General features: G+C 71.7%; 9 protein-coding genes and 2 pseudogenes. 6 read left to right on the plus strand and 5 right to left on the minus strand.

Annotation, left to right across the window (positions count from 1 at the left end):
• Together AC30N0_RS13490 and AC30N0_RS13495 are read left to right on the plus strand one after the other, a co-directional pair.
• Positions 1–435: D-arabinono-1,4-lactone oxidase (locus AC30N0_RS13490; RefSeq protein ID WP_489518424.1), on the plus strand; the 435-nt coding region annotated here is incomplete at its 5' end.
• Positions 417–2138, plus strand: a complete 1722-nt coding sequence (locus AC30N0_RS13495) for a patatin-like phospholipase family protein (protein ID WP_489518425.1) — start codon at positions 417–419, stop codon at positions 2136–2138. The genes AC30N0_RS13490 and AC30N0_RS13495, both read left to right, overlap by 19 nt.
• Positions 2139–2144: 6 nt before the next feature.
• On the opposite strand, the gene AC30N0_RS13500 is transcribed toward AC30N0_RS13495, so the two are convergent.
• A complete protein-coding gene (locus AC30N0_RS13500) occupies positions 2145–2642 on the minus strand; it encodes an Lcl C-terminal domain-containing protein (protein WP_489518426.1) in 498 nt (165 codons plus the stop codon).
• A gap of 213 nt (positions 2643–2855) precedes the next feature.
• Here AC30N0_RS13500 and AC30N0_RS13505 point away from each other — a divergent pair, with 213 nt between their 5' ends.
• Positions 2856–5666: a winged helix-turn-helix domain-containing protein gene (locus AC30N0_RS13505; RefSeq protein WP_489518427.1), complete on the plus strand. Its 2811-nt coding sequence runs from the start codon at positions 2856–2858 to the stop codon at positions 5664–5666.
• A 52-nt stretch (positions 5667–5718) separates the two neighbouring features.
• Here AC30N0_RS13505 and AC30N0_RS13510 read toward each other — a convergent pair whose 3' ends face one another.
• Positions 5719–6384, minus strand: coding sequence for an FxDxF family PEP-CTERM protein (locus AC30N0_RS13510; RefSeq protein ID WP_489518428.1), 666 nt, complete (start codon positions 6382–6384; stop codon positions 5719–5721).
• Positions 6385–6783: 399 nt separating this feature from the next.
• Between AC30N0_RS13510 and AC30N0_RS13515 the strand changes: the two are divergent.
• Positions 6784–7005: pseudogene (locus AC30N0_RS13515) on the plus strand (CAP domain-containing protein); the annotation flags it as partial.
• A gap of 72 nt (positions 7006–7077) precedes the next feature.
• On the opposite strand, the gene AC30N0_RS13520 reads toward AC30N0_RS13515, so the two are convergent.
• Positions 7078–8010 (minus strand): crotonase/enoyl-CoA hydratase family protein, encoded by a 933-nt coding sequence (locus tag AC30N0_RS13520; RefSeq protein WP_489518429.1) that lies wholly within the window; start codon positions 8008–8010, stop codon positions 7078–7080.
• 25 nt (positions 8011–8035) lie between these two features.
• Positions 8036–8740: a hypothetical protein gene (locus AC30N0_RS13525; protein WP_489518430.1), complete on the minus strand. Its 705-nt coding sequence runs from the start codon at positions 8738–8740 to the stop codon at positions 8036–8038.
• 145 nt (positions 8741–8885) lie between these two features.
• Here AC30N0_RS13525 and AC30N0_RS13530 point away from each other — a divergent pair, with 145 nt between their 5' ends.
• Entirely contained in the window at positions 8886–9947 is a 1062-nt protein-coding gene (locus tag AC30N0_RS13530; RefSeq protein WP_489518431.1) for a lipocalin-like domain-containing protein, read from the plus strand.
• 127 nt (positions 9948–10074) lie between these two features.
• Here the strand turns inward: AC30N0_RS13530 and AC30N0_RS13535 are convergent, their stop codons facing one another.
• A complete protein-coding gene (locus tag AC30N0_RS13535) occupies positions 10075–10638 on the minus strand; it encodes a MarR family winged helix-turn-helix transcriptional regulator (protein WP_489518432.1) in 564 nt (187 codons plus the stop codon).
• Positions 10639–10729: 91 nt separating this feature from the next.
• On the opposite strand from AC30N0_RS13535, the pseudogene AC30N0_RS13540 reads away from it, so the two are divergent.
• Positions 10730–10988, plus strand: a pseudogene (locus tag AC30N0_RS13540) (ABC transporter); the annotation flags it as partial.

A 10988-nucleotide genomic window follows, 5' to 3' on the forward strand; every position in this document is an offset into this window, starting at 1 on the left:
CCGTATTCGCGACGCCTCTCGACCTATGCCCTCGACGAGTTCTTCGTCCCGTCGCGGCAGCTCGAGCCCTTCGTGCGCGAGATGGGCCGCATCCTGCGCCGGCACCGGGTGACCGCCGTCAATGTCTCGATCCGGCACAGCTCCGCCGACACGCTGGCGCTGCTGCCGTGGGCCCGGGAGGAGGTGTTCTCGCTCGTGCTGTTCTACAAGCAGGGCGTCGACCTGCCGGCCCAGCGTGCCGTCGGCCTCTGGACGCGCGAGCTCATCGAAGCCGCCCTGCAGCACGGCGGCCGCTACTACCTGCCCTACCAGCTGCACGCCACGCGCGAGCAGTTCGAGCGCGCCTACCCCGAGGTCGCGCAGCTGCGCCAGCTCAAGGCGCGGGTCGACCCGCAGGGCCGCTTCAGCAACGCGCTGTGGCAGAAGTACCTCTGACGCCTTCCCTGACCCTGCATCCGCTGTTCGCCGACGTCTCGGCGGCGGCCCTCGCGCATATCCAGGGGCGATTGCAGACGCGGCAGTTCCAGGCCGGCGACATCATCCTGCGCGCCGGCGTGGCCTCGGCCGAGCTGTTCGGATTGATCGACGGGGCGGTGCGGGTGGAGCTGGCCGGCGGCCGGCGGGTGCAGCTGGTCGCGCCGCAATGCTTCGGCGAGCTGTCGGCACTGACCGGCGACCCGGTCTCGGCCACCGTTGTCGCCCAGCGCGATGCGCGCGCCTGGGTGCTCTCGGCGCCCCTTCTCTTCGACGCGATGGCCAAGGAGGCGGCCTTTTTCCGCAACGTCGCGACCCTGCTCGGCATGCGTCTGCGCGAGCGCACGCGACGGGCGCCGGCGAAGCGGCCGCGGGTCGTGCTCGTGCCGACCCGCGGCGACGAGGGCCGGCTCCTGCGGGCGGCAATCGCGCGTGGCTTGCAGCACTACGCGCCAGGTTCCGAACACGAGGACGTGCCGGCCGGCGGTGTGGCACGGGGCGCGCAACGGATGCAGCGCTGGCGCGACGACGGGCCCGGCGACGCGGTGCTGCTGGTCGGCGCCGACCCGAGCGGCTGCGCGGCCTTGCTTGCCGAGCTCGATGCCGACGACGTGCTGCTGCGGAGCGACGACGAGCGGCCCGACCTGCCGGATACCCACGCCGAGCCGATCGTCTGGCGGAGCGGGCCGCTGACCGAGGCGGCTGCGATGCAGCGCTGGTGCCACTTTCTTCCGCAGGCCGAGCTCGAGGCTGCGCCTTCGAGCGACGCCTGGTCCCGTCCACGCCAGCCGGCGCTGGACCACCTCGTGCGGCGTCTTTGCGGCCGTGACGTCGGCCTGGCCATGAGCGTCGGCGCGGCCGCGGGCCTGGCCCACCTGGGCGTGCTCGAGGTGCTCGAGGGCGACGGCCTGCCCATCGACTTCCTGTGCGGGTCGAGCATGGGCGGCGCGGTGGCGCTGGCCTTCGCGCGATTCGGCAGCGCGCGCGAGGCGAGCCAGGTCCTCCTCGGCCTGGTCGGCGATTTCGCGCGTGCCAAGGGCCTGCAATGGCTGCCGCGCGCCTCCTTCATCTCCGCCGCGCGCATGACGACGCTCACCCGCCAGCTGTACGGGGACGCCACGTTCGCGCAGCTGCGTCTGCCCGTGGCCGTGGTCGCTGCCGACCTGGCGCGCGGCCGGCGCGCCGTGCTCGACAGCGGCCCGGTGGCACCGGCGGCGCGGGCGACGGCGGCCATCCCGGGCGTGTTCGCGCCGGTCCGCCTGGGCGACGCGATGCTCGTCGACGGCGCCGTCGTGTCGCGCCTGCCGGTCGACCTGCTTGCGGCGCGCGGCTGCGGCTTCAAGCTGGCGGCGCTGGTCCGGCCCACGTACCCGCAGGAGGCCCCCGGTGCCGCGCGCGCTGCCGACCGCCTCGAGGAGCGGCTGCATCGCCCCTTCGGCCTTCGCGCCGCGATGGGCGGCGCCTACCGGCTGCAGGGCTGGTGGGATTCGGCCAGCCAGGCCGAGCGCGCGGACCTGTCGCTGACGGTGCCGATCCCGGTCGGAGAAGGCTTCAACTTCGCGATGGCCGAGGCGATGATCGACTGCGGCCGGCGCACGGCACAGGAGCGCCTGCCGCAGATCCGCCTGGCGATGCAGCAGGTGCTCGCGCCCGGCGTGCCCTGAAGGCGATCAGGGCACGCTGCGGACCAGACGCAGGGGAAACTTGGCCTGGCCCACGTTGCCGTAGAGCTTGCCGTTGGCGAAGCTGATCAGCCAGGCGTTCAGGTTGTCGTCGCTGCCGTCGCGCGAGGCCCAGAACGAGAGCGGCGGTGTGTTCGGAAAGGCCGCCGCGTCGATCCTCGGCTTCTTCTTCGCCTTGGCGTCGACCAGCGAGCGCAGCTCGTCGCGCGTCGGCAGACGCCATGCCTTGCCGTCGGCCGCCGGAGCGCGCGCCGCCTTCTTCGCGTCCGTGAACTTGTACTTGACCGGCTTGCCGGCACAAGCGGTCCCGTTCCACTTCATGCCTTCGGCGCAGCGCTTCCAGACCAGGCCGTTCGTCGCGTCCGTCACCTGCTGGCCGTCGGCCGACACGGAGAACCGCCCCTGGGCCTGAACCGAGAGCGCAGCGAGGGCGCAGCTCCACGCGACGAGGCAAGACCGGATCGCAGCCGAACGCATGATCACCATGGAATCTCCGAGCGGTTGACGAGGGTCCCCTCGATGCGAGGAGATGCGAAAAAATTATAGGGTCGACCCTCGCGGCCCCTTCCGGGCTCATGCCCGCCGGCGCTGCGGCCGTCGTTCGGCTCCGACACGCACGGATGAGATCGCAGGGGCGCGGGTAGACTCCGCCATGCCCTACCCTGCCCGTTCCACGGGGCTGCATTTGCCCGCTGCGCGATGAATGCGATCAAGGCCTTGCTGCTGACCGATGTCGTGGACAGCACCCGGCTGGTGGAGATGCTGGGCGACAGTGCGATGGCCGAGATCTGGGCTGCGCACGACCGCGTCGCGCGTGCCTTGCTCGGCCCGTGGCGCGGGCGCGAGATCGACAAGACCGACGGCATGCTGCTGCTGTTCGACAGCGCCGCCGACGCCGTCGCCTACGCGCTGGCGTACCACCAGGCCCTGGCGAGGCTGCCGACGCCGCTGGACGCGCGCGCCGGGCTGCACGTCGGGCCGGTGATCCTGCGCGAGAACGCGCCGGACGACATCGCCCGCGGCGCCAAGCCGCTCGAGGTCGAGGGACTGGCCAAGCCGGTCGCGGCCCGGATCATGGCCCTGGCCCGCGGCGGCCAGACGCTGCTCTCGGCCGCCGCGCGCGACGACCTCGGCAAGACCGCGCACAAGCTCGTCTCGCACGGGCACTGGCGGATCAAGGGCGTGTCGGATCCCGCCGAGCTGTTCGAGGTCGGCGCGCCCGACGCCGCCTTCGTGCAACCGGCGGACGGCGAGAAGGCGCATCGAGTCGTCTGGATCGGCGACTGGTGGCTGCCGGTCCAGGAGATCCCGAACAACCTGCCTTTCCAGTCGACGTCGTTCATCGGCCGCGAGCGTGAGCTCGCGGAGGTCAAGAGCCTGCTAGCCGCGTCGCGCCTGCTGACCTTGCTCGGCATGGGCGGCATGGGCAAGACCCGCCTGTCTCTGCAGACCGCGGCCGAGCAGATCCACCACTTCCCGGACGGCGTGTGGTTCCTCGATCTCGCCCCGATCAGCGATCCTGCCCTGGTCGTCAGCGAGACGGCTCAGGTTCTGGGCGTTCGCGAGGAGCCCGACCGGGCCATGCTGCACACCCTGTGCTCGCACCTGAAGGACAGGCGCGCCCTGCTGATCCTCGACAACTGCGAGCATCTGATCAAGGCGTCGGCGCAGATGGCCAGCGCCATCCTGAAGGTGGCGCCGCACGTTCGCCTCCTGGCCTCGAGCCGCGAGCCGCTGCGCGCCCCCGGCGAGCAGTGCTATCCGGTGCTGCCGCTGCCCGTGCCGGCGCGCGGCGACGGCGTCGAGGCCCTGTCGCGGTCGACGGCGGTGCGCCTGTTCGTCGACCGGGCACAGCTGCACAAGCCCGCCTTCGTGCTCAACGAGCGCGAGGCGCCGGCGGTGGCCGAGCTCGTCGCCCGGCTGGAGGGCATCCCGCTGGCGCTCGAGCTCGCCGCGGCACGGGTCCGCGCCCTTTCCGTGGCCGACATCAACGCCCGCCTCAAGGACCGCTACAAGCTGCTGACGGGCGGCGCGCGGACGCTGCAGGAGCGGCAGCAGACCTTGCGCGCCCTCGTCGACTGGTCGTACGAGCTGCTCCGGCCGGACGAGCAGACCGTGCTCGACCGGCTCAGCGTCTTCGTCGGCGGCTTCGACCTCCCCGCCGCCGAGGCCGTGTGCGGCGCCGAGCCCCTGGCCGGCGAGGACGTCCTGGACCTGCTCGGATCGCTGATCGAGAAGTCGCTGGTGATGCTAGAGGAGCGCGACGAAGGCGCCCGCTACCTCATGCTCGAGACGATCCGCGAGTACGCCCGTGAGAAGCTGGCCCGGCGCGACGACGCCGCAGCGGCCGCAATACGGCATTGCGAGCACTACTTCGCGATGGCCAAGGCCGCGAACGCGGGGCTCAAGGGCCCGGACCAGGCGGACTGGCTGTGGAAGGTCGAGCTCGAGCTCGACAACATCCGCAGCGCCCTCGCGCTGGCGCTCGCCGGCGGCGTCGACCCGTTCGTCACCGTGAAGTTCGCGGTCGCGATGCAGGGCTTCTGGATCCTTCGCGGCTACTCGACCGAGGGTCGCAAGCTCGTCCAGGCGGCGCTGGCGCTGCCCGTGATCCAGGCCTCTCCCGTGGCCCAGGGCTGGGCCCTCTACGTCGGGGCGGCGCTGGCCGAGAGCCAGAGCGACCACGCCGAAGCGCGCAAGATGCTCGAGACCTGTCTCGAGCTGCGAAGGGCGCAGGGCCACGAGCTCGACATCGCCGCCACGCTCTCGACGCTGTCGATGGCGCGGCTGCAGGCCGGCGATGCTGTTGCGGCGGCGGCGGGCGAGAGCGAGGCGCTGGAGAGCTTCCGCCACCGCGGAGACCGCGTCGGCGAGGCGATCGGCCTGCTCCATCTGGGCCAGATCAGCCTCTGCCAGGAAGACGACGCCGCGGCCCGCTCGCACCTCGAGCGGTGCCTGGCCATCGCCCGCGAGATCCGTCACCAGGAGGTGGAGGGCGAGTGCGAGCTGGTGCTCGGCGAGGTGGCGTTCGAGCTGGGCGACCTGGGCCAGGCGAGCCTGCGCTTCAAGCGCTCGCTGACGGTATGCCGGGAAGCAGGCGACAAGCGCGGCGAGGCGAACGCGCTGCGCTGGCTCGCACGCGCCGACCTGCAGGCAGGAGATCTCGCCTCGGCACGGTTGCGCCTTTCGGAGGCCCTGCGCGCATTTCGCGCCTTCGAGATGCGCGAGGAACTGCTGCGCTGCCTGGAGGACCACGTCGAGCTCGCCCAGGCCGAGGGCCGGGCCGAGGCCGCCGTCGGGCTGGCAGCGGCGGCGGCGCGCTCACGCGAGCGCCTCGGCTTGCCCCGCCCGCCTCGTCGCGAGCTGCGCTGGCAGGCCCTCCTCGGCAAGCTGCGGCGCACGACGAGCGACGAAGCGTTCGACGGCGCATGGGCCGAGGCGCAGCAGTGGCCGCTCGACGAGGCGGTTCGCCAGGCCTTGTCGACGCAGGCCGAGCGCGTCACGGCATAGAGCGGGCACCCGGGGTTGCGATGGGCGGGGCCGGACCCTCGAGACCGCGCGGCTAGCGGCGACGCCTGCGGGCGACGAACCCGACGGCAGCCAGGCCGGCGAGCATCAGCGCGTAGGTTTCGGGCTCGGGAATCGCGGCTGCGAACACGCCGGTGGCGACATTGGCCGAGGCGCCGCAGCTGGCGCCGTCGACCGGAAATGTCACGCACCCGGGCGACGTTGCGACCGGGTTGGCATAGACCAGCTGCGCCTTGTTGCCGCCGAACAGGATCAGGCTGAACGAATAGTTGCCGCTTCCGGCAATGCCCAGCGTCGGCACGAAATAGTCGAAGTAGCCGGTGTCGATCCCGGTCAGCTTTCCACCGGCGATGTTGATGCCGTTGACGATGGCGTTCGGGTTCAGGTCGAACGACTGCAGGATCGTGTTCGGATTCCCCGTGTTGTAGAGATCGACCCGGGCGCTCAGCACATCGAAGCCGGCGCAGCTGCCGCTGATGGGCACGTTGGTGCCGTTGCCCATCGCCAGGCAGGCGTCCGGCACGTCGAAGAGCGCCGATGCTTCCCAGCCCAGGCTGGGAAAGATTCCGCCGTAGGCCGGGTCCCAGCGCCCGGAGTAAAGCGCGGCTTGCGCCGACCCGACGCTGCCGAGCGTCGCCGCCGCAGCCAGCAAGACAACGCAAACAACTGATCTGGCGCGGGTCATCCACACGGTTGCCACCTCGGGTTTGTTGTTGTAGAGAGCACTTTACGATGCAGGACCGTGAACGACTTCACGGGCAGCCACGAATTGTAGGAGGCGCAACGCCGACTCGCGGCTCGCAAACCCGGTGAACCGGGTGGCCGGCGACGAACGGTGGCCGTCGGTCGGTGGACGGATGGCTGCGCGGCCGGCGCGCTCGTCGATCAGCGGCGGCGCCGACGCCACGCCGCCAGCGCCGCGAAGCCGCCGAGCATCAAGGCCAGGTTTCCGGTTCAGGCACGGGTGCCATGAGGACGTCGACCCCGCGTCTGCGTGCCCGGCTCCAAGGCCTCGCGTGCCTGGGCTTGTGCCGCAAGCGACAGGCTGTCGCTCCAGCTCACCGGCGCGGCCTGCCACGGATGGCGCGGCTCGAAAGGGATGAGGCACCGCGACGGGCAGAACCGCGGCCTGGCAGAGCGTCTTCGCGCGACGGGCTATCGGTTCAGCACGGCAGTCGAGAACGTCGGCGTGGGCTACCCGTCGCTGGAGTCCATCGTCCAGGCCTGGCTCCAGAGCGAAGCCCACTGCGAGAACCTGCTGAATCCCGCGGTGCTGGAGTTCGGGCTTGCCTGCATGGATGCCGACGTGACCGGCGCGCCTGTCGAGCGCCGCTACTGGACCCTCGTGCTCGGGGCGCCTCCCGCCCGGCAGGCGCTTGCCCGCCGGGCGCGGTCAGCCCGCGTTCTTCTTCGCTTCCGCGAGCCGACGCTCGAGATCCGCGACCAGCGCGCGCGCTTCGTCGCCCTGCGGAATCGGCCGGCCGCTGTCGCGCCACTCGACAGCGGCCTTGAAGCCTTCGAGCTGGGCCAGGCGACGAAACCACATCCCCTCGGGGTTGTGCCGGGTCACGCCGTCGAACACCGTCGCCAGCGTCTGCGCCTGCTCGAGACCGGCGGTCAGCATGACCTGGTTGACGACGAGCTTGTGCATCGCCAGATGCGAGCTCGGCACGCCGGCCATGCGTTCGGCCAGCTTGTCGGTGGCGGCGTCGAGATCGGCCGCCGGCACCGCGATGTTGGCGAGGCCCCACTCGGCCGCCTGGGTGCCGGAGATCAGGTCGCCCGTGAACATCAACTGCTTGGCCCGGGCCGGGCCGAGGCGGAAGGTCCACATCGCCGTCGTGGGGCAGCCCCACACGCGCGTCGGCATGTAGCCGATCATGGCGTCGTCCGCCATGACGAGGAGGTCGCAGCAGAGCGCGATGTCGCTGCCGCCGGCCACGGCGTAGCCGTGCACCTTGGCGATCGTCGGCTTGCGCGAGCGCCACAGGGCCATGAAGTCCTCGGTGTGCCGCTTCATCACCGCGTAGTCGACCATCGAGTCCCACGGCCTGGCCTCTTGCTGCAGGGGGTGGCCGGGGCCCTCGCGCGGTGACTCCTCGGCGAGGCCGACGAGGTCGTAGCCGGCGCAGAAGGCACGGCCCTCGCCTTCGACGACGATGACATGCACCTGCTCGTCGGCCTCGGCCCACTCGACGGCGCGGCGGATCTCGCCGGGCATCTCGAAGTCGATCGCGTTGAGGCGCTCCGGGCGATTCAGGCGCAGCCGGGCGATGCGTGGCTGGCGTGCATCGCGCTCGATGCGGAGAGTGCTGAACGTCGGCATGGCTGCAGGCCCGTGGCGGCGAGGGTCAGTTCGCGGCGAAGCAGTAGATCAGGCCGGCCCCGCCCGTGGCCACGAGGTTGGCCTGGCTGCAGCCGCGCGACTGGTGCGACGAGTTCCACGACAGCGCCGGCGGGCTGGTGTCGAGCCCGGTGCGGTCGTGGTGCCCGACCATCGCCGCGCCTTCGCCGCTCTTCGTCCAGTTGCCGCAGGTCGAGTCGATCGAACCGGCGATCGCCGTGCCGTCGGGTTGCGAGCCGGTCAGGATGTCGTGCATGTTGGGGGTGTCGCCCCGGCCATTCACGACGCCGCCCTTTTCGGTGAGTGCCGTCTGCTTGTTGATGTTGTTGTTCGGGCCGTGCAGGTCGGCGACGCTCTGCGCCACGACGCCCCCCTTGGCGTTGCGCCAGGGGCCGGTGCCGATGCGATCACGTGCGTTCACTGCGGCCGTACCGCCCGCAGCCTGCGCGCTCAGATACGCGCGCCAGACCTTGCCGCCGGCGCCGGCGGCGCTGGCCAGCCTGGAGCAGAGCTGGTCGGCGCCGGCCAGGCCGCCGAGGTCGGCACCCTTGCCGGAGCCTGTGCTCGACACGAAGAACGACATGCCCGAGCCCGCGGAACCGCCCGACGAACTCATCGTCGAAGAGCCGGAGGTCGAGCCGCCGGCACAGCCGGCCAGCGTTGCTGCAGCAGCCGCGGCGAGGAGGAAAAGACGGGGGGTCGAGCAGTTCATGGCGTTTCCTGGAGGTCCGGTGGGTGGGCCCTGCAGCGAGGCAGGGCGCCGGCCAGACTAGTCCAAAGCGACGGGTGCTTCAAGCGGCGATCTCCCGTGGCGCCCGGCCGCGCCCTCGGGCATCGCGGCGTGCGATGCTCCGTGCATGCATCCGCGCCGTGCCTTCGTCGTCGCCCTGCTCACGGCGCGCTGCCCGGCCTGGTCGGCAGACCCCGCCCTGAATTTTCCGGCCGACTTCGGGGCGCATCCGCAGAGCCGGATCGAGTGGTGGTACGTCACCGGCGCGCTCGAAGCCCCCGAACGGGCATGGGGCTTTCAAATCACCTTCTTCCGCGCCGCGACCGGCATCGACGCCCCCGCCGAAAGCCGATTCACGGCCCGCCAGATCGTCTTCGCGCACGCGGCGATGACCGACCTGGTCCAGCGCCGGCTTCGCCACGACCAGCGCATCGCGCGCAGCGGCTTCGGCATCGCCGAGGCAGCCTCGGGCGACACCCGCCTGCTGTTGCGAGACTGGCGGCTGCAGCGAACCCACCACGCAGGGCGCAGTCGCTATGCCACCGCAGCGGGCAGCGAGGTCGGCGGCTTCGCCTTTGACCTCGCCCTCGACGCCACCCAGCCGGTGCTCGTGCAGGGCGTCGACGGCGTGTCCAAGAAGGGACCGGGGGCCGGGCAGACGAGCCGCTACTACAGCGAGCCGCAGCTCGCCGTGCGCGGCACGGTGCGCGTCGACGGGCGGACCGCCGCGGTGACGGGCCGGGCCTGGCTCGACCACGAGTGGAGCGACTCGATCCTCGATCCGGCCGCCGTGGGCTGGGACTGGATCGGCATCAACCTCGACGACGGCGCCGCCCTCACGGCGTTCCGGCTGCGCCGCGCCGACGGCAGCGTGCTGTGGTCGGGCGGGAGCCACCGCCCGGCGGGTGCGGAGACGCGAAACTTCGCCGACAGCGAGGTGGCATTCGTGCCCGGCCGCCTCTGGCAGAGCCCGGCGTCCCGGGCGCGCTATCCGGTCGAGTGGCGGGTCGCGACGCCGGTCGGCCACTTCCGCGTCCGCGCGCTCCTCGACGACCAGGAGCTCGACAGTCGAGCCAGCACGGGCGCCATCTACTGGGAAGGGCTGTCTTTGCTCGAAGACGAACAGGGCCGGCGCGTCGGCCGCGGCTACCTCGAGATGACCGGGTACGCGGGCAAGCTCGTCCTCTGACGGGGCGTGACTCGCCCCTAGTGCCGCCCGAGGGCGAGGAACACCGTCGAGCCGACGGCGATCAGGATCGTCGTAAGCGTGCGCCGGGCCTCGACGGAGCGCAGGAAGCAGGCGGCTCGACGAAGGTTCATCGCGCCGCCCTCCGGGCGGGAACCGCCGCCGACGTCCGCGCGCGCGCCGGGCGGGCCGCGGGCGCAGGCGCAGGCGTCGCTTCGACTTCGCGCTGGGCCTCCGCATTGGCGAGCATGCGCGTCAGCATGCCCTTCAGCGACTCCCACTCGGCGCGCGTGAACCCGGACAGGGTCTGGTTCATGACCTGGGCCAGGACGGCCGGCACCCGCGACGCCGCGGCATCGCCCTCGGGGGTGAGCGCGATGCGGACGACACGGCGGTCGTCGGTGCTGCGTTCGCGCCGGCACAGGCCCTTGACCTCGAGCCGGTCGAGCAGGCGGGTCATGGCACCGGGATCGGTCTGCAGCTCGCGGGCGAGCTCGGCGACGGTGGAGGCGCGCGAGTTGCGCAGCATGAACAGCGGCCCCCACTGGGTGTGGGTGAGGCCGTCAGGCTCGAGGCGCCGGTCGGCGGCCTGCGTGATCGCGACGAGGACGCGGCGCATCAGGTAGCCGACGCTGTCGTCGGCGCAGTAGCCGCTGGCGCGGTAGAAATTGGCGGGGGCGGGAGCACGGGACACGATGCCGCGAATATACTTGCCTAGACAACTATTGTCAAGGCTTTGTTTGCCCGAGCCTCCTTATCGTCGACGCCTCTCGCTACACTCGTCCATGCCTTCCGCCACGCTTCCCGCGCCCGCCCGGACGAGCGCCGCGCCGCCGCCCCCCGGCAACGTCCGCGCCCTCGGCGGCCTGCTCCCCTTCCTGCGCCCCTACCGCCTGCGCATCGCCGCGGCCGGGCTTTTCCAGGTTCTCGCCGCGGCGACGACGCTGGTGTTTCCGATCGCCCTCAAGTCGCTCATCGACACCGGCTTCGTCGGCAGCGACCGCGGTGCCCAGGTGATGGCGCTGCGCGGCCACTTCGTCGCCC

Source organism: Rhizobacter sp. (assembly GCF_031412495.1).
GTDB lineage: Bacteria > Pseudomonadota > Gammaproteobacteria > Burkholderiales > Burkholderiaceae_C > Schlegelella_A.

Bases quoted from the DNA above. Each gene is read 5' to 3' on its own strand.
- AC30N0_RS13500 (WP_489518426.1), bottom strand. From the start codon at position 2,642: ATGGTGATCATGCGTTCGGCTGCGATCCGGTCTTGCCTCGTCGCGTGG.
- AC30N0_RS13505 (WP_489518427.1), top strand. From the start codon at position 2,856: ATGAATGCGATCAAGGCCTTGCTGCTGACCGATGTCGTGGACAGCACC.
- AC30N0_RS13520 (WP_489518429.1), bottom strand. From the start codon at position 8,010: ATGCCGACGTTCAGCACTCTCCGCATCGAGCGCGATGCACGCCAGCCA.
- AC30N0_RS13525 (WP_489518430.1), bottom strand. From the start codon at position 8,740: ATGAACTGCTCGACCCCCCGTCTTTTCCTCCTCGCCGCGGCTGCTGCA.
- AC30N0_RS13530 (WP_489518431.1), top strand. From the start codon at position 8,886: ATGCATCCGCGCCGTGCCTTCGTCGTCGCCCTGCTCACGGCGCGCTGC.